Source organism: Micromonospora sp. RTBAU3-60, assembly GCF_054963695.1.
This window is the reverse complement of record NZ_JBUEGB010000092.1, coordinates 1-21,473: the sequence shown is the minus strand read 5'-3', so window position 1 is coordinate 21,473 and position 21,473 is coordinate 1. Positions and strand designations below refer to the sequence as shown.

General features: G+C 68.8%; 22 protein-coding genes. 10 read left to right on the top strand and 12 right to left on the bottom strand.

What is annotated here, in order from left to right; translation table 11 throughout:
- The coding region (locus ACY34I_RS37090) for a nuclease/transposase family protein (RefSeq protein WP_462759824.1) at window positions 1–699 on the bottom strand (699 nt) is incomplete at its 3' end.
- A 23-nt stretch (window positions 700–722) separates the two neighbouring features.
- Between ACY34I_RS37090 and tnpA the strand changes: the two genes are divergently transcribed.
- Window positions 723–1,154, top strand: coding sequence for an IS200/IS605 family transposase (gene tnpA, locus ACY34I_RS37085; RefSeq protein ID WP_462759823.1), 432 nt, complete (start codon window positions 723–725; stop codon window positions 1,152–1,154).
- A gap of 132 nt (window positions 1,155–1,286) precedes the next feature.
- On the opposite strand, the gene ACY34I_RS37080 is transcribed toward tnpA, so the two are convergent.
- On the bottom strand, window positions 1,287–1,811 hold the full coding sequence (locus ACY34I_RS37080) for a hypothetical protein (protein WP_462759821.1): 525 nt from the start codon (window positions 1,809–1,811) through the stop codon (window positions 1,287–1,289).
- 177 nt (window positions 1,812–1,988) lie between these two features.
- Here ACY34I_RS37080 and ACY34I_RS37075 point away from each other — a divergent pair, with 177 nt between their 5' ends.
- A complete protein-coding gene (locus ACY34I_RS37075; RefSeq protein ID WP_462759820.1) occupies window positions 1,989–2,591 on the top strand; it encodes a TetR/AcrR family transcriptional regulator in 603 nt (200 codons plus the stop codon).
- A 563-nt stretch (window positions 2,592–3,154) separates the two neighbouring features.
- Here ACY34I_RS37075 and ACY34I_RS37070 read toward each other — a convergent pair.
- Window positions 3,155–3,703, bottom strand: a complete 549-nt coding sequence (locus ACY34I_RS37070) for an IS1096 element passenger TnpR family protein (RefSeq protein ID WP_462759819.1) — start codon at window positions 3,701–3,703, stop codon at window positions 3,155–3,157.
- A gap of 429 nt (window positions 3,704–4,132) precedes the next feature.
- On the opposite strand from ACY34I_RS37070, the gene ACY34I_RS37065 reads away from it, so the two are divergent.
- The 3 genes from ACY34I_RS37065 to ACY34I_RS37055 all read left to right on the top strand — a co-directional run bounded on the left by ACY34I_RS37065 (window position 4,133) and on the right by ACY34I_RS37055 (window position 7,207).
- Entirely contained in the window at window positions 4,133–5,125 is a 993-nt protein-coding gene (locus tag ACY34I_RS37065) for a DUF1152 domain-containing protein (RefSeq protein ID WP_462759818.1), read from the top strand.
- 132 nt (window positions 5,126–5,257) lie between these two features.
- Window positions 5,258–6,445 carry a hypothetical protein gene (locus ACY34I_RS37060; RefSeq protein ID WP_462759817.1) on the top strand — a complete coding sequence of 396 codons (1,188 nt, stop codon included), beginning with the start codon at window positions 5,258–5,260 and terminating at the stop codon, window positions 6,443–6,445.
- Window positions 6,446–6,718: 273 nt separating this feature from the next.
- Window positions 6,719–7,207: a GNAT family N-acetyltransferase gene (locus tag ACY34I_RS37055; RefSeq protein ID WP_462759827.1), complete on the top strand. Its 489-nt coding sequence runs from the start codon at window positions 6,719–6,721 to the stop codon at window positions 7,205–7,207.
- A gap of 109 nt (window positions 7,208–7,316) precedes the next feature.
- Here the strand turns inward: ACY34I_RS37055 and ACY34I_RS37050 are convergent, their stop codons facing one another.
- The 7 genes from ACY34I_RS37050 to ACY34I_RS37020 all read right to left on the bottom strand — a co-directional run bounded on the left by ACY34I_RS37050 (window position 7,317) and on the right by ACY34I_RS37020 (window position 15,856).
- Window positions 7,317–8,060, bottom strand: coding sequence for an AroM family protein (locus ACY34I_RS37050; RefSeq protein WP_462759826.1), 744 nt, complete (start codon window positions 8,058–8,060; stop codon window positions 7,317–7,319).
- Entirely contained in the window at window positions 8,060–9,844 is a 1,785-nt protein-coding gene (locus tag ACY34I_RS37045) for an ABC transporter ATP-binding protein (protein WP_462759816.1), read from the bottom strand. Before ACY34I_RS37045 ends, ACY34I_RS37050 begins: the two co-directional genes overlap by 1 nt.
- A gap of 51 nt (window positions 9,845–9,895) precedes the next feature.
- Window positions 9,896–10,852 carry a DUF1177 domain-containing protein gene (locus ACY34I_RS37040; protein WP_462759815.1) on the bottom strand — a complete coding sequence of 319 codons (957 nt, stop codon included), beginning with the start codon at window positions 10,850–10,852 and terminating at the stop codon, window positions 9,896–9,898.
- Window positions 10,849–12,174 (bottom strand): M20 family metallopeptidase, encoded by a 1,326-nt coding sequence (locus ACY34I_RS37035; protein WP_462759814.1) that lies wholly within the window; start codon window positions 12,172–12,174, stop codon window positions 10,849–10,851. The genes ACY34I_RS37040 and ACY34I_RS37035 overlap by 4 nt, the downstream gene beginning before the upstream one ends.
- 121 nt (window positions 12,175–12,295) lie before the next feature.
- Window positions 12,296–13,873 carry an ABC transporter substrate-binding protein gene (locus ACY34I_RS37030; protein WP_462759813.1) on the bottom strand — a complete coding sequence of 526 codons (1,578 nt, stop codon included), beginning with the start codon at window positions 13,871–13,873 and terminating at the stop codon, window positions 12,296–12,298.
- A gap of 74 nt (window positions 13,874–13,947) precedes the next feature.
- Window positions 13,948–14,856, bottom strand: coding sequence for an ABC transporter permease (locus tag ACY34I_RS37025; protein ID WP_462759812.1), 909 nt, complete (start codon window positions 14,854–14,856; stop codon window positions 13,948–13,950).
- Window positions 14,849–15,856 carry an ABC transporter permease gene (locus ACY34I_RS37020; RefSeq protein ID WP_462759810.1) on the bottom strand — a complete coding sequence of 336 codons (1,008 nt, stop codon included), beginning with the start codon at window positions 15,854–15,856 and terminating at the stop codon, window positions 14,849–14,851. Before ACY34I_RS37020 ends, ACY34I_RS37025 begins: the two co-directional genes overlap by 8 nt.
- Before the next feature lie 163 nt (window positions 15,857–16,019).
- Here ACY34I_RS37020 and ACY34I_RS37015 point away from each other — a divergent pair, with 163 nt between their 5' ends.
- The 5 genes from ACY34I_RS37015 to ACY34I_RS36995 all read left to right on the top strand — a co-directional run bounded on the left by ACY34I_RS37015 (window position 16,020) and on the right by ACY34I_RS36995 (window position 20,225).
- Window positions 16,020–16,844, top strand: a complete 825-nt coding sequence (locus ACY34I_RS37015) for an IclR family transcriptional regulator (RefSeq protein ID WP_462759809.1) — start codon at window positions 16,020–16,022, stop codon at window positions 16,842–16,844.
- A 44-nt stretch (window positions 16,845–16,888) separates the two neighbouring features.
- Window positions 16,889–17,629 carry a dipeptidase PepE gene (pepE, locus tag ACY34I_RS37010; RefSeq protein WP_462759808.1) on the top strand — a complete coding sequence of 247 codons (741 nt, stop codon included), beginning with the start codon at window positions 16,889–16,891 and terminating at the stop codon, window positions 17,627–17,629.
- A gap of 176 nt (window positions 17,630–17,805) precedes the next feature.
- The gene (locus tag ACY34I_RS37005; protein WP_462759806.1) at window positions 17,806–18,225 is read left to right on the top strand and encodes a DUF6086 family protein; all 420 of its coding nucleotides are present in this window, start codon (window positions 17,806–17,808) and stop codon (window positions 18,223–18,225) included.
- A 268-nt stretch (window positions 18,226–18,493) separates the two neighbouring features.
- Window positions 18,494–19,330: an alpha/beta fold hydrolase gene (locus ACY34I_RS37000; RefSeq protein WP_187413895.1), complete on the top strand. Its 837-nt coding sequence runs from the start codon at window positions 18,494–18,496 to the stop codon at window positions 19,328–19,330.
- 229 nt (window positions 19,331–19,559) lie between these two features.
- Window positions 19,560–20,225, top strand: a complete 666-nt coding sequence (locus ACY34I_RS36995; RefSeq protein WP_462759805.1) for a helix-turn-helix domain-containing protein — start codon at window positions 19,560–19,562, stop codon at window positions 20,223–20,225.
- 147 nt (window positions 20,226–20,372) lie between these two features.
- Here ACY34I_RS36995 and ACY34I_RS36990 read toward each other — a convergent pair whose 3' ends face one another.
- The gene (locus ACY34I_RS36990; RefSeq protein WP_462759804.1) at window positions 20,373–20,627 is read right to left on the bottom strand and encodes a hypothetical protein; all 255 of its coding nucleotides are present in this window, start codon (window positions 20,625–20,627) and stop codon (window positions 20,373–20,375) included.
- A gap of 221 nt (window positions 20,628–20,848) precedes the next feature.
- Window positions 20,849–21,265, bottom strand: coding sequence for a DUF3995 domain-containing protein (locus ACY34I_RS36985; RefSeq protein ID WP_462759803.1), 417 nt, complete (start codon window positions 21,263–21,265; stop codon window positions 20,849–20,851).
- Window positions 21,266–21,473: the final 208 nt, after the last annotated feature.

Sequence of the window (21,473 nt, the reverse complement as noted above, 5' to 3'; positions counted from 1 at the left end):
TTTGGTGCCGATGCGCTGGAGTTTGGCTCGTAGTCGCTGGCTGCGATGCCGCACCCGGTTCAAACCCTTGCCGCTGTGCCGGGTCCCGTCGTTGGTGGTGGCGATGTTCGCGATGCCCAGGTCCACACCGAGGAACCCGTCAGGCTCCTTCACCTCCATATCAGGGATGTCGCACGTGGCGTACAGGAACCACTTGCCGTCACGGTGCACCAGGTCGGACTCACCCCGCCGGTGCGCCACCAGGGTCGCGTACTGCTGCTCAGAGCAGCCGAATCGGATGCCGGCCTGCCGGCCCGCGGTGGTCCAGATGGAGACCGTGCGGGAGCGGATCTGCCAGGACAGGCAGCGGTCGTCGAACGACTGCGCGGCGTCCCGACGGAACCCGATCGGCTTCCCCTCAGCCTTCCGGCGACGCTTCGACCCGGGCTTGCCGAGATTCCCGGCACGGATGGTGGACTTCAGGGTGGCGTACGCGCCGGCAACCTTACGGGCGACATGGATCGCCGGCTGGGCCGACAACCCCATCGCCTTCAACCGCCCGTAGGTAAGTCGCTGGAGTGCCTGCTTCGCGTAGATCCGCCGCTGGAATGCCTCAGTTGAGGCGAGGTTCGCGGCCTCGTTGCACAGGTCAAGCGTCGCCCGAAGCGCCGCCTCCTGGGCGGCGTCCGGGTACAGCCGAACCTGCACGACCATCTTCATGTCCACAGTGTACCATCGTGTCTATGTCACCACGGTGGACTCCAGACCCAGACGTTCGGCGTGGCCGGAGCGTCGTTCACCACCTGCACGTTCATCTTGTCTTCGTCACGAAGTACCGGCGGGACGTGCTCAACGACGCCATGCTCACCCGATGTAGGCAGATCATGGCTGACGTGTGCGACAAACTCGGCGCGCAGTTGCGGGAGTTCAACGGCGAAGACGACCACGTTCACCTGCTCGTCCACTACCCGCCGAAACTACCGATCTCAACCCTGGTCAACCGACTCAAAGGCGTCTCCACGCACTACCTGCGGCAGGAATTCACCGACCAGATCAACCAGCACATCACACACGGCCACCTGTGGTCACCCTCGTACTTCGCTGGATCCTGCGGCGGGGCACCCCTCACCGTCATCCGCGAATACATCGAAAACCAGAAACGCCCAGGCTCGTGACGCGATTCCTCCCGACCCTGAAGGACCGGGATTCCTCGCTAAATCACGTTGAGTTCGGCGCTGACCGTGTCCCACTGGGCGGCGTGGTCGGCCCAGTGCCTGCCTTCAGGCCCGTTCCACGCCTTGGCCTGATCAACGTTGGCGATCGGCTGCATGTGCCACCTCCGAAGTTGGCGCCTGACCGGGCCGCCGCCGGCCCGGTTTGAAGACCCCGAGGACCACGTTGATCCCGAGGAACAGCAGTGCCGTCGCCGGCGCCGCCACCGCCACGACCCGGTCGCTGCGGGGCATGCTCAGCGGCGATGGCCCGACCGCAGCTGCGGCGGCTGCGTGCCCGAGCCGGGGTACGAGCAGAGCCAGGGCGGCTGCGGCGAGTACCGCCGCGAGCGCAAGCTTGACGGTGAGCCAGCCGTGCCGCAGTGGCCGCCACGGCCCGGCGGCCGCCAGTGCGAGGCCGCTCAGCACGCTGCCGGCCGCCAACGGCGCGACCAGCCACCGGCCCAGTAGGTACGCCGCCGGGTATACCGCGCGTGGATCGGTGTCACGCAGGCCGGACACACCCAGCGCCAGGAGCGCCGCGTCGGCGCCCAGCGCACCCACCGTGACGATGATGTGGGCGGCCAGCAACAGATGACGAGATCGCGGGGGCAGGTACATCAGACGTCTCCCTACCGCTGACGTGGCCAGAGCTGCCGGCCATGGTCGGACACTCGTACGATGTCGAACACGATGTCCGAGTATGTTCACGGGCGGAGAGCCGGTTCAACGACCAGAACGGCGCCACGATCCGTTACCGGACATCCGCCGGCAATTGTTCGGAAAGCGGGAGGCGAGATGCCGGGACAGGACCGCCGGGTCCGGCGCAGCCAGCGCCTTCTTCGTGAGGCGCTCGTCGCCCTGATCCCCGAGAAGGGCTACGACCGAATCACGGTGCAGGACATCCTCGACCGCGCCGACGTGGGACGCTCCACCTTCTACACCCACTACCGCGACAAAGACGACCTGCTGCTGGCCGGCTTCGACGACCTGCGCACCGACCTGAAGCGCGACCTCGACGCCCTCAGCCCCGGCGTGCCACCCCATCCGACCAGCCCGACCGGCGTGATCTTCGCCCACGCATACCGCCACCGGGACCTCTACCGGGCGCTGTGCGGCCGGCGCGGCGGCACCGTCGTGCAGCGCCACCTGCACCGGCTCGTCAGCGACCTGCTCCGCGACCATCTGCGCCCGCACATCGAGGCCGCCGACAGCGACCTCCCGGTCGACATCGCAGCCGCGTTCTACACCTCCGCAGCCCTCGGCATGCTCACCTGGTGGGTCGACCAGGACTTCCGGCCTGGACCTGCCGCCCTCGCCAGCATCTATCAGCGGCTTGCCGCCCCCGGCCTGCTCACCGCGCTTGCCCCGCCGCCATCCGAGCCACCACCCTCGACCTGAACGCAACGTGGGGCGGCCGAGGAGTAGACGGCACCGGTCGACCACGGTGGGCGGCGCCCTGCCACTGCCTCGCATCGTGGCGCTGACCGCATCGTGGCCGCAGCCGTCACGCGAGGCGATCGTTCCGGCCCCGTCCGCTCGCCCAGTCACCGCCAAGCCGCCATGACGGCCTGACGACACCGCCCTGTCGGCACACCGGCGGAGTACATAGGTAGGTTGCGCCGTGACATGCAGAGGCCCACTCGCCGACGCGATCGATGCGGCTGCCCTCGGTCACCCGGGCGACCACGTCAACCAGCTACGCTCGGTTCCCGCGACACCGATGGAAGCGCGCAGATTCACCGCGATCCTTGCACCGGTCACGGTTCGCGGCTCCTCGACAAAGGGGTGACGTTCTCGTTGCTACGGGCACGCGCCTCCCACGGTGGTGCCCCGACATCCTCACCGTTAGCCCCTACGGCGATAAGCTGCACCGATGCGCCTGGTGTCGGCGTACGGGTTGGCATGCCCAGGTAAATACGCGTGAACATGCTCAGGTGCGTTGTCCGATGGCTTCAGGGCCGTCACTGTCCGCGTTGGCGCGGCCCCCACCAGGGCAGCAGCGGCGGAAGCTCGGCGAGCGGTCGTCGCGGCGGCTTCGGCGGCGGCGCTTCGCCGTCGTCGCCATCCCATCGCCGGCCGTACTGATCGGGCAGGTCGCCCCAGCCGAAGTACGGCATCGGCTCGGCCGGCAGGACGCCGAGCGTCTCGAGCGGGTCGATGCGGGACTCGGCGATCGTGCACAGGTGCGCCCAGTCGTCACCGAAGTCGAACACGTACGCGAACTGCTCGCCGCCACCCAGGCGACTCAGCTTGGTCTGGTCGCTGTCGATGCTGCCCTCGGGTGCCTCGCCGTCCCACAGCTCAAGCGGCGTGATCTGGGTTTGGTCGGCCAGCGTGAACATGTGCATGTGGGCCAGGTCCCAGCGGGCGAACGCCAGGTCGATCGCGTCAGCAAGCTGGGCGAAGGTATGCGACCGGCTCGCCGCGAAGACCCTGCCCGGGCGGGGCCACAGGTCGACACCGCGGCCGGAGACCAACTCGACCCGTACGGACAGCCAGGTACGCGCCACTGCTCACCCTTCCACCGAGAACCGTCGTCACCACCCCTGGGGAGACTACGCAAACGTCACCAACACCCGCCGGACGAGTTCCTGCCGTTGGGTATGTTCAGCCGTACCCGTCTGGGCACCCGAACTCGTACGCCGACACCTGACCGTTCTCGGACCACCTGGGTCCGACCGGAAGACCATCGCCGGCGCCATCGCCGCCCGTCTCGGCGTCGCCTCCACGAGCCCGGTCGACATCTTTCAAGGCCGAGTCTCGAGCGAACACTCCGCCCGCGATCCAGGTCCTGCAAAACATGAACGCCGGTGAACTCGTGCCAGGCCAGGTGCTCCTGCCCATGATCCGCAGCCGCCTCACCCAACCCGACGTCATCACCGGTTTCGTACTCACGGCTTCCCCAGAGGGCACAGGCGTCATTGATCATGGAGCGCGTGATGAACCCTGCCGCGCTGCCGGCCGACCCCGATGCGTACTCGTTGGCCGTTCCGCCGCTGTTTGCCGCCCTGGCTCCGGCGCGGAGCATCCTCATCGCCGGAGCGGGCGGGGGATTCGACGTGTACGCCGGCCTGCCCTTGGCGCTCACCCTGTGGCGCGGCGGCGCGCAGGTGCACCTGGCCAGCCTGTCCTTCTCCCAGCTCGAGTTGATCGACCGAGACGCGTGGGTAGCGGAGCACGTCGCGGCGGTGCAGCCGGACACGACCAGCCCGGACTGGTACTTCCCCGAACGGACACTCGCCCGGTGGCTGGCGGCTCAGGAGCTACCGTCGACCGTGTACGCCTTTCCGCCGCTCGGCGTCCAGCCGTTACGGGCGGCATACCGGTACCTGGTCGGGCAACTCAACATCGATGCGGTGGTGCTGGTCGATGGCGGCACCGATGTCCTGCTGCGCGGCGACGAAAGCGATCTCGGCACCCCGGTGGAGGACATCACCAGTCTGGCCGCCGTGGCCGCGCTGGACGTGCCGGTCAAGCTGGTGACCAGTCTCGGTTTCGGCATCGACGCCTACGACGGCGTCAACCACGTCCAGGTGCTGGAGAACCTCGCCGCACTCGACCGCGACGGCGGCTACCTCGGCGCCCTGTCCATCCCCGGTTCCAGCCGGGAGGCGGCGCTGTACCGCGAGGCTGTCGCCGACGCCCAGGCCGCCACCCCGGACCGGCCGAGCATCGTCCAAGGGCAGATCGCCGCCGCCACCAGCGGCGCGTTCGGAGATGTCCGGTTTACGCGGCGCACCGGTGGAGGCGACCTGTTCGTCAACCCGCTGATGGCGATCTACTTCACCGTCGACCTCGACAAACTCGCCGCCCGATGCCTGTACCTCGACCGTATCGAGAACACCATCGGCAGGCGACAGGTCATCACGCGCATCCAAGCGTTCCGCGACGAGCTCCTCAGCGCACGTATCCCCCGCACGTTTCCCCACTGAAACGCCCGGACGGCGGCAGAAGAGGACGGCGAAGCTGGGGCGGGCATCGCGAACGTGGATCGGCGTCGCGGTGTGCGGCGTGCGTACGGTAAGCACCTGAGCCTCTACTTTGTCCGGCCGTACTATCTCCCGGTGACCTCCCCCCGCCGACGGCTGGTCGCCGCATCCATCCTCTTGCTGTTGGAGGCGGTGGCGTTCGCGCTACTCGTCACCGAGTCCGTGACGGGCGCGATCGCCGCCGCCGGCGTCACCTGCGTGTCGTTGTGGGTGCACCTCGTCCTGCACGAGTGCGGGCACCTCGTCATGGCGAAGCTGCTGCGCCTGCCGGTCATCGCGGTCCGTATCGCACCCTTTACCGGGTGGCGGAGCGAAGTGTGGGTACGGCCGACGCCGTCGACGACCGCGTTGCCGCTGCGGATGGTGCTGTTCTACCTCGGCGGCCCGATGACGAACCTGTGCACCGCGACGGTGCTCGGTACCGCGACGGCGTCGACGAGCACGCCGTTGACCCGCGCCGCACTGCTCGGCGCAGCGCTTGTTGCGGCGCTGCTCGGGGTGGCCAATCTCATTCCCGGGGCATCGCCCCGCAGCGACGGACGCAACCTGCTTCGCTGGCTCTTCGCGCCAACAGCCACCCGCGCCGCGCTACAGGCGGGCTACTACCAGGAGGAGGTGAGCAGGACGTTGCGGACGATCGCCCGAGAGGAGGTTGGCGACCATCGTCTCGGAGATCCCGTTCGCGACGGCAACGACCCGCGACTCGCGCTCGCTGCCTTCCAACAGCGCTGGAGCATGGGACACGCCCACTCGGCGGCGGACCTCATCGCCGACGCCGAGCGGCTCGCGGCCCTGGCTCGCGCCGACAGCACCGACCCCATGGCCGCCGCCGCAATCGCGCAGGTGCTTACCGTCCAGTTCGGGTTGTGGTACCTGTACGCCGCAGTGGTGAACGGCTCACCGGTCGAACACCAAGAGGTGTTGGAGATCTCGGAACTGGCCCAACTCGCCTTCCACGTGCAGCCGCACGCGTTGTCCGCCCGTGTCGCGATGAGCCTGGCTCACCTGCTCAACCAGCAGCCGGAGCATGCGCGGTCGCTGCTTCTCGACATTCGGCCGGGTGTTGACCCGCCAGACCTGCGCAGCGTCGCGTTTCTCCTGCGCGCCATCGCCGAGTGTTACCTCGGCAACCACGCCGATGCGGACACCCTGATCAGGGCGGCCGGCGGCGACTACCAGCAACTGACGCAGGTCGTTGCCGCGATCCAGGCAGCCGATCCGGTGCCGCCCTTGTTCGCCTCGGCACCGAGGGTTGACGCCTGACCGGCGTGCCTGCGCCAGCAGACACGGACCGTGCCAAAGGTCAGCGTGATTACCCGTCCGTCGGCACGGTCGGCGGAACGCCAGCGCCGACCACGACGTTGCGCTCAAGTTCAGGATGCCCGCTCGGCTCAGTGGCCGGCTACCGGAGCAATTGTCAAGATCTGTGGAGGTGACGTGCCCGCTCGGTCGCGGTGATGGCCAGGCTGCAAGGAAGCCTTCCCGGTAAAAAGTGCGTTGTCTGCCGACCTGAAGATCTGGTGGGATTGGCGACCTATGGAGAAATTGAAGATCAAGGCCATCGACCTGCGCCCGCTGACCAGGCACGATGCCTCGCGCGTAGCAGCCGGGAAGCCGGGCGGGCAGGACAACTGGGCTGAGGGGTTCCCGCGCGTGGAGGACTCAGGCCCGTGCGCGCGCCTGGTCGCAGCGACGGTGGACCCAGGCCCGTTCGGGGTGTATCTGATCGTGCCGCGAAGCAGCGGTCAGGTCGTCGGATCCGCCGGCTTCTACGGTCCGCCATCGGAGTCTGGCGAAGTGACCATCGGTTACGGGATGGTCGAGTCGGCCTGGGGTAACGGCTACGGCACCGCAGCGGTGGCCGGACTGATCGAGGTCTGCCACGCACACAGCGGGGTCACCACGGTCAACGCCGACACCGACCTGGAGAACATCGCCTCCCAGCGAGTGTTGGAGAAGAACGGGTTCGAGAGGGTGCGAGCCACGGAGACCCACTGTTACTTCGCGCTGAAGCTGGTCGCATAGCCGATGCGCCTGCATCCGGCGCTCCTCGTGGCCAGCTCGGCGGCCGATGCCGATGCCGGCAATTGTCGATCCTGCGGGTCATGAGGTGGTCTGGGTTGACCTTGTCGGGTCACCAACCCGGTGAACGTTCATGGGCGGCGTGCGAGGCGGAACACAGGAGCTCCACCGCGCCGGTCACCGCGAGGTGGCGGGCGGTCTCGGCTCGGATGCCCGTGGCGGCAAGCACTTCCCGCTGCTCGCTGGTGTAGCCGATGCAGTCGAGAAAGACCACGTCGGCTCCGCCCGCGGCGACCCGTCGTCCGGCGGCCGCTACCTCGTCGAGTCCAGCCGTATAGGGGTCTACGGCCGCCGCGATGACCGGGCGGCCCAGGCGCCCTTCCCACCGTTGCCGGATGTCCGTCAGCTGCTCTGGCACGGGGCACAGCACGCCCAGGCGACCCTCGCCGACGAGCCGCCCCATGAGCTCGTGGGCAAGGTCCTCCGCGTGGAGGACCGGCACGGACGCCGGGCCGTGCTCGACGCGGCCGGTGCACAGCACGAGGACGGCCCGGCACCGATCGGCTACGCACCGTCGGATGGCGTCGTCGAGTGCTGGGGCGATGCTCGTCGCGCCGAGCCGGACGCGCGAACCGTCCCGTAGCCGGGAGACGAGGGTGCGCTCGCCGGTGCGTGGTTCGAGCCGGACGATGCCGTCCGCGTCGAGGAGGTCCAGCGCGCCGTGTTCGACCCAGTCGACGCCGTTGAGGGCGGCCTCGACGTCGGGGATGAGGTCGGTGCGGGGTGCCTGGCCGATCGTGACGAGACCGAGCCTCGGCCTCACGTAATTCGCCCCGCCCACATCCGGCGCGTGCATCACGCCACCGCCTTCTCGGGCAGGTCCGCGGCCGCGACGCCACGCTCGACGATGCGGCGTCGCACGGCCCGGTCGACCCGGGCGTTGGGGTCCGCGATCGGGATCGCGGCGAGGAGGGCCTTGGTGTAGGGGTGTTGCGGCGCCGTGAAGATCTGCTCGACGGTGCCCTGCTCGACGACGCGGCCCTGGCTCATGACGACGATCTCGTCGGCCATCATCTCGACGACGGACAGGTCGTGCGAGATGAAGACGTAGGTGAGCCCGAGGTCTCGCTGCAGTTGTTTCATGAGGTCGAGCACCTGGGCCTGCACCGACACGTCGAGTGCCGATACGGGCTCGTCGCACACGACGAGGCTCGGGTTGAGGATGAGGGCCCGCGCGATGCCGATCCGCTGGCGCTGGCCCCCGGAGAACTCGTGCGGGAACCGGTCGATGTGTTCCTCCCCTAGGCCGACCGTCTCGAGCACCTCGACGATGCGGGCGCGGATCGCCGCGTCGTCGAGGTCCGTGTGCAGCCGCAGCGGCTCGGCGAGAGCCCGATGGATGGTCCACCGCGGGTCGAGTGAGGCGTACGTGTCCTGGAAGACGATCTGCATCTGGGAGCGGAGGCGGCGCAACTCGTCGTCACTGGCCGCGAGGAGGTCTGCCCCGTTGAAGGTCACCGTCCCTGACGTCGGCTCGTGCAGGCGCAGCAGGGCCCGGCCGGTTGTCGACTTGCCCGAGCCGGACTCGCCCACGATGGCGAGGGTGCGGCCACGGCGGACCCGGAAGGACACGCCGTCGACCGCAGTGATGGTGGCGGCGGGACGTCCCAGACGGCGGCGTCGCCCGGTGAAGACCTTCGTCAGGTCGGTGACCTCGAGCAGCACCGGCGCGTTGTCGTCGGGTGCCTCGGCGGGAGCGTCCGTGGGTGCCTCGACCTGAACCGGCCCGGAGCCGTCGTGCGCCAGGCTTTCCTCGGCGAGCGCCTCGACCGCCTCGATGACGTGCTCGTTGGCGGAGGGGATGAAGCTGAGCAGCCGTTTCGTGTAGTCGGCCCGCGGCGCGGCGAAGAGCTGCTCCGTCGGCGCCGTCTCCTGCAGCTCACCGCCGTACATCACGGCGACCCGCTGGCAGGTTTGGGCGACGACACCGAGGTCGTGCGTGATGAGCAGGACCGCCGTCCCGTGCTGCTCCTGCAGGTCCATGATGAGGTCGAGGATCTGCAGCTGGGTCGTCACGTCGAGCGCCGTGGTCGGCTCGTCGGCGATGAGCAGTTTCGGCTCGCACGCCATGGCCATGGCGATCATGACGCGCTGGCGCATCCCGCCGGACAGCTCGTGCGGGTAGCCCGCGAGGACGCGTGCGGTGTTGCGGATCCCCACCATGTCGAGCAGTTGGCCCGCTCGGTCGGCCGCTTGTCGTCGGCTGAGGCGCAGGTGCTGGCGCAACGGCTCGGTGAGCTGGTCGCGGATCGTGAAGACCGGGTTGAGCGCGGTCATCGGCTCCTGGAAGATCGTCGCGATGTCCTTGCCGCGGATCTCGCGCATCTTCCGGTCCGACAGTGCGGCGAGGTCGCGCCCGTCGAAGCGGATGTGCCCGCCGGTGATGTGCGCCTGCCGCGCCGGCAGCAATCCCGTGATCGACATGGCGGTGACGCTCTTGCCCGAGCCCGACTCGCCGACCAGCCCGACCATCTCGCCGCGCGCGATGGTCAGGTCGAGGCCCCGGACCGGATGGATCGGGCCGCGGGACGTGTCGATGCGGATCGAGAGGTTCTCGATCGACAGCAGAGTCTCATCCATGTCCGTGCTCCTTGGTTCCGTATGCCGCTGGGCTCGGTCTCGCGCGCCCGCTCAGGCGTGCGCGGGGACCTGTCCGCTCGTCTGCAGATGGGTGGCCGGGCCGTAGAGGCTCTCGAGGAGCGCCGCCTGGGCGTCGTCGTGGAAGGACACCGCGCCCGCGGTGAAGCCCTTGGCGACCTCGACGGCGAAGCGGGCGGCCAGTGCGATGTCCACCTCGTGGCTCGCGCCGGTCGCGCAGCCGGCCACGGGCGTCACCGTGGTGATGGCGACGCCGACGACGGGCGCGGCCGTCGCGACGGCGGGCTGGAGGATGGAGTTGAGGTGGTAGAGGCCGTTGCCGTACGGCGTGATGTCCTGCGTCGACAGCGGGAACACGACGGCGGGCTCACCCGACACGGTCTCGAGGACGCCGATGAGGTCGGCGCTCGCCGGGAGGATGTAGCCGGCGCGGACCGTCGGGGAGATGGCGACGCCGCGGTGGTTGATGAGGCGGTTGCCCTTGGTGGTGTCGATGGACAGCACGGCGTCCATCTCGGCGGTGACCTCGTGCTCGTTCATCGCGGTGATGTCGACGGGCGAGTCCATGAAGGGCACGGGGTCGTGTGGACGGGTCGGCGCGTCGGGGCAGATGTGCGTCGAGATGACGACGTCGCCGGGCAGGACATCGCCGCGGGCGTGCATCGCGAGGAGCTTGGCGGCCGCGGCGACGGCGGCGGTCGCGCCGTCGCCGTCGGACACGTAGCCGATGAGTTCCGGCCGGGCGCCGATGCCGCCGAGGCGCCCGACGACACCGAGCGTCGGGGCGTCGCCGCCGGCGGTCTTGCCGCGGCTGCCCGGGACGGTGACGCGGATGAAGTCGGTCGAGCCCCGCTCGCCCGTCACCGTTTCGACGGTGATCGAGCAGGCGTCGTCGCCGAGGGTACGCAGATGCGCGGCGATGAGGTCACCCGATGCGTCGGGACGGTCGAGGAGGTCGAGGGCCGTGAGGACGTGGGACAGCACGATCATTCGCTTTCGACAGCGGTCTCGGCGACGCCGAGGTACCGGAGGGTGGTCAGGGCATAGGTCTTCGCGGCGAGGACGACGTCGGCGACCGGTGCCTTCTCGTCGAAGCCGTGGATGGTGGCCAGCTCGGCCGGTCCGTACTGGAGCACGGGGATGCCGTGGCTGCGGAAGGTGCGGGCGTCGGAGGAGGCCCACTGGAGCACGCCCTCGGTGGTGGGGTCTCCGGTCAGCTCGCGCAGGGCAGCGACGAGCTCGGTGACGATGGGGTCGCTGGGCAGCGTCCAGTTCGGTTCGCTGCAGAAGCCGATCGGCTCGATCGTCGCCTCGATGCCCGCCTCGGCGAGCAGCTCGTTGACCCGGGCGAGGACCTCGGCGCGCGACAACCCGATCGGCACCCGGGTGTCGACCTCGACGACGCACCGGTCGGCCACGACGTTGGAGGACGTGCCGCCGCGAATCGTGCCGATGTTGACGGTGACGTGCTCGAAGACGGCACCGATGCCGGGAGCGTAGCCCTCGCGCTCCTCGGCGAACGTCTTCGAGCTCTCGATGAGGTCGAGCACGTCCTCGGGCGCGGATGGCTTCATGTCCCAGAGCTGCTGCAGGGCGATCACGGCCCGGGCCGCGAGGAGGTTCGCGCTGACGCCGTGCAGCGGCTGGAGACTGCCGTGCCCCGGCTTGCCGTCGATCGTCATGCGGAACCAGTTGCTGCCCTTCTGGCCGATCGTCGGGTGCGTCCGTTCGGCGGGCTCGGCGATGATCGCGCCGGTCGCGCCGTCGAGGACCCCCTGGTCGAGGAGCCAGTCCGCGCCGCGCGAGCCGCCCTGCTCCTCGTCGGGGACCGCCGCGAGCGACAGCCTCCCGGCCAGCGGGACACCGAGGCGGTGGAGGACGACGAGCGTGTGGATGACGCCGGCGAGACCGGCCTTCATGTCGCTCGCCCCGCGACCGCGGAGATAGCCGTCGACGACGTCACCCGCGAAGGGTGGGAACGTCCAGCGGCTGAGGTCACCGACGGGGACGACGTCGGTGTGACCGGCGAGCACGAGGTGGCGCGCCGTGGTGGGGTCGCCGTCCACCGCGGCGTTGCTCGCGGCACGGTGGACGACGATGCTGAGGCGACCGTCGCCCGCGTCGTGGACCTCGGGGTCGAGGCCCTGGGCGCGGAGGTGGTCGGCGATGAAGTTGCCGACGTCCGTGCAGTCCCCCGGGGGGTTCTCGCTCGGGATCCGGATGAGGTCTCCGGCGAGCGTCAGCAGTTCGTCCCGGGTGCGCTCGATCTCGTCGAGGACTCGGGTCTCCCAGTCGGAGGATGTCGGGGTCACGTCAGGCTCCAAGTGTCGTGTTCGCGTAGGGGGCGTCGGATTCGTGATGGTGCGCGGGGAGGCGGCCGCTGGGCGCGGCTGGATGGCAGCGGGCCCAGCAGCCCGCCTCCCCTGCTCGTCGTCAGCCCTTGTTGCTCAACTGGAAGAAGCGGATGATTCCGTCGGGGTACGAGGTGTACCCCTGCACGCCCGCGCGCTCCGCGACGACGATGTTGTATTCGTAGAGGTACGCCCACGGCGCCTGGGTGTTGATGATCTCCTGCGCCTTGCCGTACAGGTCGTTGCGGACGTTCTGGTCGGGCTCGGTCGAGGCCTGCTTCCAGAGCTTGTCGACCTCGGGGTTGTTGAAGTTGACGTAGTTGCTCGTGCCGTCGCTGGTCAGCAGGAGGCCGAGGTGGTAGCCCGGGTCGTTGACGAACGAGGTCCAGCGGCTGATGTAGCTCTGCACCTTCTTCGTCGCGAGCGCCTCGAGGAACTGCGGACGCGCCATCTTGTGGATGTTCATCGTCACGCCGATCTTCGCCAGCTCGGCCTGGATGAGCACGGCGTCGTCCGACCAGTCGTCGAAGCCGCTGCCGAGGGTGAAGTCGAAGCTGAAGCCGTTGGGGTAGCCGGCCTCCGCGAGGAGCGCCTTGGCCTTGTCGAGGTCGTGGGAGTAGACGTAGCCGGCGTCGGTGAAGCCCGGGGTCGAGCTGGCCACGGACGAGCGCATCGGCGACGCCTGGCCCTTCATGACGTCGCTGATGAGCTTGTCGTACGGGATCGCGTACGACACGGCCTGGCGGACCTTCGGGTTGTCGAACGGCTTGATGGCGTTGTTCATCCCGAAGAAGAGGATCTTGTTGCTGGCGCGGGAGTCGATGACGACGCCGGACTGCTTCGACAGGGTGTCGACGTCCTTCGCCGGCACCTCGAGCGCGAGGTCGACCTCGCCCTTGGTGAGGAGCTGGACGCGGTTGCTCGCCTCGCCGATGAACTTCGTGTTGACCTTGCGCAGGGCCGGCTTCTCGCCCCAGTACGTGTCGTTGCGCTCGAGCACGGCCTCGGTCGCCGGGTCCCACTTCGTAACCCGGTAAGGGCCGGAGCCCGCGGTGTGGGTGTCGAGCCAGGCGGCGCCACCCTCGGCGTTGACCTTGTCGATGTTGATGATCGAGAAGGAGTACATCGGCAGGATCTGGAGGAAGAGGTGGTTCGGCGCGGTGAGGTCGATCTTCACGGTGCGCGGGTCGGTCGCGGTCACCGTGCCGATGCCGGCCATGCCGTAGAGGAAGCTCGCCGACTTGGACTTCTTGATGAAGTCGAACGACTTGACGACGTCGTCGGAGTCGAGGGCCGAGCCGTCCTCGAACTTCACGCCCTGCCGCAGGGTGAAGGTGTAGCTCTTCGCGTCGTCGCTGACCTTCCACGACTCGGCGAGCATCGGCACGATCTTGTCCGTCTTGGCGGTCGGCTTGCCGTTCGTCGTCGTGCGGTCGTACGTGACGAGCTGGTCGTAGGCGGCCACGACGAACGTGTCGGAGGTGACGTCGTTGGCCTCGGCGGGGTTGAGGGTCTTGCCGCCCTCGGAGTAGGCGGCAACGAGGGTGTCCTTGGCGGCCGCACCGTCACGCGAGGAGCCGCCCTGGTTGGCGTTGGCTCCGCAGCCGGCTGCGGTGAAGATGACGGCGACCGCGGCGGCCAGGGTGGCCTTGCGCTTCACGCTGTTCTCCTTTGGCTTGGGGGATGCGATGCAGGGGGTGGGCGGGCTGGCGTCCATGGCAGACCCGAAGCGAGTCATCGGCTCGTCCGCAGGCGCGGGTCGAGGACGTCGCGAAGGCCGTCGCCGATGAGGTTGAAGCCGAGAATCGAGGTGGCGATGGCGAGGCCGGGGAAGATGGTCATCCACCACTCGCCGCTGATGATGTAGCCACGGCCGTCCGAGATCATGACGCCCCACTCCGGCGTCGGCGGCTGCGCGCCGAGGCCGATGAAGCTGAGCGAGGCGGCCGTGAGGATCGCGTAGCCCATGCCGAGAGTCGCCCGGACGAGGATCGGGGCAACCGTGTTCGGGACGATGTGGCGGGTGAGGATCGTCCGATCACGCAGGCCGATGGCGCGCCCCGCCTCGACGAAGTCACGCTCCCGGAGCGAGCGGGTCTGGCTGTAGACGATGCGGGCGAACTCGGGGATGCCGACGACGCCCACGGCGATCATCGCGCTGGCCAGGCCCGGGCCGAGGGCGGCGGCGATCGCCATGGCCAGTACGAGCGACGGGAAGGCGAGGAGCACATCCATCACCCGCATGAGCACCGCGCCCACCACGCCGCCGAGGAAGCCGGAGATGGCGCCGATCGGGACACCGATGAGCAGCGAGATCCCGACGGCGATGAGCCCGGTCCAGAGAGAGATCCGCCCGCCGGCGAGGACCCGGGCGAGGATGTCGCGGCCGAAGTTGTCCGTGCCGAACAGGTGTGCGGCGGAGGGCGGTTCGAGGAGCCCGCCGGCTCCGGTGGCGGTGGGCGAGTACGGCAGCAGGCCGGCCACGAGAGCGCCGATGGTCCAGATCGCGATGAAGACGAGACCGACCATCGCCAGGCGGTTGCGGACCAGGAGCCGCCAGGCTGTCGTAGGCCTCGACCCCGCCGGGTCGGGCGACCCGGCCCGTAGGCCGCTCGCAGCGGCGGACACAGTGGTGTCAGGCATTCTCGATCCTCGGGTCCAGTCGGGCGTTGAGCAGATCGACGCAGAGGTTGACCGTCAGGTAGATGGCTGCGGCGAGCAGCGTGAAGGCCTGGACCGGGGCATAGTCGGTGGCGAGCACGGACTGGACGACGTAGAAGCCGATGCCTGGCCAGCTGAAGACGGTCTCGGTGATGACCGCGCCGCCGAGGAGTTGGCCGAACTGGAGGCCGACCACCGTCACGACGACGGGGGCAGCGTTCTTCAGCGCGTGCTTGAGGATGACCTTGGCCGGCGGCAGGCCCTTGGAGCGCGCGGTGCGTACGTAGTCCTGGTTGATCACCTCGAGCATCTCGGACCGGGTCATCCGGGCGATGATCGCCGTGCTGCCGGTGGCGAGGCACAGGGCCGGCCAGATGATGTGGGCCAGCGACGACTTCAGCGCGACCATGTCACCGGTCAGGAGCGAGTCGAGGACGTAGAGGCCCGTGATCGACGTCGGGGGATTCACGTCCTGGGCGATGCGGCCCAGCGGGGCCGGCTCCCACCCGAGCCTGTTGTAGAAGACGAAGATCACGATGAGGGCGAGCCAGAAGAGCGGCATCGACGCCCCGATCAGCGAGAAGATGCGGCTGGCGTGGTCGACAGGTCGGTCGCGGCGCGTCGCGCTGATGACACCGATGGGGACCCCCAGGAGCAGCGCGATGAAGATCGCCACGATGGCGAGTTCGACCGTCGCCGGCAGCCGGGAGGCGAAGTCCGTGAGGACGGGCTGGCCGGTGTGCCACGCGAATCCGAAGTCTCCGGCGAAGAGGCCGCGCACGTAGGAGACGAACTGAGCGACCAGTGGCTGGTCGAGGCCCATCTCGGCACGGATCTTGTCGACGGTCGCCGGGTCAGCCTGCTCCCCAGCGAGAGTCCGGGCCGGGTCACCGGGCAGGACGCGGGTGAGCAGGAAGATGCACAGCACGACGCCGAAGAGTGCCGGGATCATCGCGAGGACTCGTCGCACCACGTGGTTCACGGCCACCTCCAATCTGCGCTTCGTTGGGTCTGACCTGGTCTCGGCGCCCAGGATTCGCTCGCCCGTCATCCCTCAGCAATACTTTCTCTGTATTTGAGAGGGCATCCCTGATCGACTTCGGGTGCGGTAGGTTCTCACCCGTCCCGCCCATCCCGGAGGACCCATGTCAGACACGGGCGCTCGCCCTCGCTCGCCGCTCCAGACCGTGGACCGCGCCCTGGAGGTCCTGCTGTCGTTCACCGAGCGGCGCCGCGACTGGGGCGTCATGGAGCTTGCCGAGGCCTTCGCCATCGACAAGTCGACCGCGCAGCGGATCCTCGCCGCGCTCGCCGCCCGCGGCTTCCTCAGCGCCGACCCGGTGTCCCGGCGCTACAGCCTCGGCCCAACGATGTGGCGGATGGCCGCCGTCTGGGAGCGCACGGGAGGCCTGGCCGCCCTGGCGCAGCGGGTGCTGGAGCCCCTCGCCTTCCAGACCGACCGCACGGCCCTCTTCGCCGTCCCGGACGGGCTTCACGTCCGGTGCGTCGCGGCCGTCGACGGCGGCGGACCGCTGCGCAGTCATCCGCTCGTCGGCGAGCTGTACCCGGCCAACGCCGGGGCCACCTCCCGCGGCTACTTCGCCTTCCTTGACGGCAACGAGCGGCGCGCCCTCATCTCCGGGCGGGTCTTCGCGACATTCACCGAGCTGACAAGGGTCGACGAGCATGAGCTCGAACGGCTCTTCGTCGAGGCCGTCGCGCAGGGGTACGCCTACTCCGAGGGCGAATACGACTACGCCACCCGGGCGCTCGCCGTTCCCATCGTGCTCAGAGGGCGGCCCGTCGGCTCGCTCAGCCTCGGCGAGAGCAAGTATCCGGCGCGTTCCGACGACATCCGGGACCACCTGCCCGCACTGCAGGCCGCGGCGGAGCAACTGTCCGCCCTGCTCGACAACCGGGCGAACTCGGCCGCCGTAGCCCGGCAGACCAAGCCGACCCGAGCCCACTGAGCGCCACCCCATTGAGCCAGACCGACCACCGCGAGGAGACACCCATGCCCCAGGGCCACCAGAACCTCCTGCTCCTGTCCAACTCGACGGCCCCGGGCCGGGCCTACCTCGAGCACGCGCGCGAGGCGATCCTCGAGACACTCGACGGCCTGCGCTCCATCGTGTTCGTCCCGTTCGCACTGGCGGACCACGACGCCTACACCAAGACGGTCCGTGGTGCCATGGAGCCGCTCGGCATCACCGTCCGCGGAGCACACGAAGGCACGCCGCGCGACCTGGTCGCCGGCGCCGAGGCCGTCTTCGTCGGCGGCGGCAACACCTTCCGCCTCGTCAAGGCCATCCACGAGCTCGGCCTGATCGACATCGTGCGCGCCCGAGTATCCGAGGGAATGCCCTACCTCGGGTCGAGCGCCGGCACCAACGCCGCGACGCCGAGCCTGCGTACGACGAACGACATGCCCATCGTCCAGCCGCCGTCGTTCGAGACCTTCGGCCTCGTGCCCTTCCAGATCAACCCCCACTACCTCGACCCGGATCCGGCCTCGACACACCAGGGCGAGACCCGGGAGGAACGGCTCACGCAGTTCCTCGAGGAGAACGACGTCCCGGTGCTCGCCATGCGCGAGGGCACCTGGCTGCGGGTACGCGACGGTGCCATGCGGCTCGATGGCGTGGCCGCGGGCGCGCGAATCTTCTGCCGAGGGTCCGAGCCGGTCGAGGTTCCGAGCGGCGCCGACGTGACCTGGCTCGTCGAGAGGGTGGGTTCGTTCGATATCCACCGTTGAGGTCGATCAGTCGGACCTATTGGGGTAAAAGAGACGAACGGTCGGGTCAGCGCCGGCTTCGCGCCGGAACAGGTACTCCTCTCCATGATCCACGACCGCCTGCCCCAGCCGGGCGCTACCGCCAGCCTCGTACTCGACGGCTTGGCTGACCGGCACCGGTCAGTGATCATGCTTCGGTGAGTCAGTACTTCCAGGTTGGCGACCTGGTCCTGTGGAACCCCTCCAACCGCGTGGCGGAGCTCTTCGTCCGTACCAGTGAGGCAGTCGCCCCGCTGGTGGCCACGCCAAGCGGGATCGGTGCGATGGACGCCGACGAGTACGAAGTTGATCTGGACGTCTTTGTCGGCTTCGTTGACGCCTTGGTCAAGCAATACCTGTCCTCCAGCCACGCGATTCTGAGGTCTCTGCTGGAGGGCTTCCTCGCCACCGCACTCGTTCTTGTCGATCGCGCCGGCAGCACTGTGCCCTCGCTGCACGCACCTGCCACGCTGGACCCACGGGATGTCTCGGTAGGCACCGGCGGAATCGGCGCGCTGGGCGACCCGGTCCGTCTGCGGGAACTTGCCGACGCTCTGGCCCGCGCCATGCCACGCTGACGCGACACACCACCATCTGGCAAGGGCTGACTGCTACTCGCCTCAAACGCACGCTCATCGCTGTTCGGAACGGCGAGCAGCCAGCGCCGCCGACACGCCGCGTGCCGCACGGAACGCGGCAGATGACGACGGCGGTGGCTTGCGTGGGCCGGCAGCTGGGCCGTAGCGCCTCGCACTAGTTCGCGTTCGGCTCAGGGTCGGCCCCGGCCCATTCCACGACGACATTTGTCCAAGACTGATGGTCGGCAGCCCATGCATCATCCCCCGCATGAGTGAGTACGACGTTGAGCACCCGCATGGGATGCACGTGGTCCACGACGGCCCGCAGCAGGCGCCGCCGCTGTTGCTCATCCACGGATCGGGGGCCTCGGGCGCCTCCTGGAGCCCCGTGGTGCACGCACTGGCCGCCCACCATCACGTCATCCGGGTCGACCTCCCGGGCTGCGGCCAGTCCCCGCCCGCGCTGTCATACGACGTGCCCGCACAGGCGGACCGGGTGGCGGCGCTGCTCGACGACCTCGACCTTCGTCCGGTCACAGTCGTCGGGCACTCCAGCGGCGGCTACCTCGCCACTGCGCTTGCCGAACAGCGCCCCGACCTGGTGAGGTCGCTCGCGCTGGTCAGCACCGGCCCGAGTCCCGATGCGCTCCTTCCACAGCCGGTCCTCCTTCGAGTCCTGCTGGCCCCGCCTCTCGGCCCGCTGCTCTGGTGGAGGCGTTCGGACGCGATGATCCGCAGGGGGATAAGCGCGACATGCGCTCGCCCGGTGGACATCCCGAGCGACCTGGTCGCCGACCTACGGGCCATCACGTACCGCGCGATGAGGACGGTGCTGCGCCGGAACACCGCGTACATCACCGAGCGGAGCGTGCCCGAGCGTCTGGCCGCCCTCGATGTCCCCGTACTGGTAATCTTCGGCGCTGCCGACCCCCGCTGGGAGCCGTCCTCGGCGCACCAGTACGACGCGCTGCCGACCGCCCGGGTCGAACTGCTGCCCGGCGTCGGGCACATACCCATGCTCGAGGCGCCCGAGACGACCAGCAAACTGCTGCTGGGCTTCACGGCAACAGCCGCTGACACCCCGCCCGTGATCCCTCACGCATAGACTGGCCACGTGCTGCCGACCGGGACACCACCCGACTGGGCGTCGGTGGAAGTCGCAGTCCCGCGCCCGTCAGGTCGGCTGCCGGGGATCAGCATGGCCGGGTTCCGCCAACGTATCCCCGCACTCGTGGACATCGCCATGGTCGCGCACCCATCCGTCACCCTGCTCGTCGACCTGAGCGAGGGAGACGGCCTCGTCTACGACACCCAGGGCCGGCACGAGCGCGGCAGTGTCGTCGTCGGGCTCCTCCCCGGCGATCTTCGAGCAACTGGCCGGGGGGGTCGGCGAGTGCCTCCAGATCCGGCTGGAGCCGATCGCGGCGGCTGCGGTGCTCGGCGCATCGGCCGAGCTCAGCGGGATGATCGTATCCCTCGAAGATGTCTGGGGCCGCGACGCCGGGCGAGCCGAGGACAGGCTACGCGCCGCCACGTCGTGGGACGAACGGTTCACGATCGCGCAGGAAATCCTCGGCCGACGGCTGGGTGCCCGCCCACCGGTCGATCCTGAGGTCGCCTACACCTGGCAGCGGACGCTCACCAGCCGAGGGCGGGTACGGGTCGACGGCCTGGCGGACGAGGTCGGCTGGAGCCGCAAGCGCCTGTGGTCCCGCTTCCGGTCCCATCTCGGCATCACACCCAAACGCGCCGCCCGACTGGTGCGGTTCGACCACGCTGCCCACCTTCTCGCGGCGGGCCGCGCCGTCGCCAGCGTTGCCACTGATTGCGGCTACGTCGACCAGTCCCACCTCCACCGCGAGGTCAAGGCGTTCGCCGGGCTTACGCCCACGGCCGTGGCCGTCGCACCATGGCTGGCGATTGACGACGTTGCGTGGCCGGCCTCATCGCCAACACGGAGCCCTGTGACGGGTGGCGACCGCCTCCCCGACCTTCGTTGAACAGCACTCTCATCGGCTACTTGTGAGTGCGCCCACGGCGCTCAGGTGCCACCGACCGTAACCAGGACGACTCAGCGACCAAGGCCAGCTGTCGTGCATGTGCTAAATGCGCATCCGCCAAGCATGTAGTCGCCGCAGACTCACTGATTAGCTCAGGCAGTGCACCCACACCACGGCTTTGGTCGGCCACCCGCCGGTTCCGTGTAGGTCGATGATGCCGAGTTCCACCCGCTGCCCGTACGAGTCAGCAGCCAGGCAGGTCGGGCGACTGCCCTGATGGTCGGCGCCGGAGGCGTCCGTCCATGGCACCTCCCCCAGCAACACCAGGCCCTCGCCCTCGCGGTGACCGTTGTCGGCCGAGAACCCGATCGCCGTGCCGTCCATGTTGATCGCAGTCACCACACCCCGCACAATCGCCGGCCGACCACGATCTCCGACGGTCTGCCACATCACCGTTCCGGTCACCACGACAGCGGCAACCAGGACCACCGCCACCCATACCGGGATACGCACGGGTCTGGCCAGGACGGACGACAGACGGACCGCAGCAGGAATCATCGCCGCACTCTACGGCTCGCGGTCGACGGCAGTTGAGGATGACCTGGCTGTGGGAGGTGCGGCAATCAGCCGTGGCTGTCTCCCCGTGATCGGCGGAAGTAGGAGACCGTGGTCACGGCGAGCAGCACCGCGCCAATGAAGAAGTAGGTGTTGATCCCAAGGCCGGCCCAGAGCTCAGCCGTGGAGATGTCTTCCGCCCCCACAAAGCCGCCTCGGCGGATGCCTGTAGCCATCAGCAGGTTTTCGACCATCCCGGGAACCCCTCGGACGACGAGTAGCGCGCTGCCGAACCACAGCGACGTGAGGAGCACCCACCGAGGGACCCGTCGTCCCCATGGCCGGACGGTGGCTAGCACGACAGCCGCCCCGACGGCCGACATGAGGATGAGAGTGATGTTGAAGATTACGTACGCCCTCAGGCCCCAAGGTCCGTCGCCGGTCGGATCGTCACCGGGGAGGAACACCGCTACCACGTGGGACACGACGAAAAAGATCAGCCAGGCGAACGTGCCGTACGCCCAACGAGGGCTGCCGTGAACTCTCATACCACCAAGATCGTCGCCTTGGGCGCCATGACGCCTCCCATCCTGAGGGGATCCTCTCCCCCACTGGAGGGAGGCTCGAATTCTCGGGCACACCCGACTTGGCACGACCGGGACCAGCGGCATGCGCCCCGAACTGATGACCTAA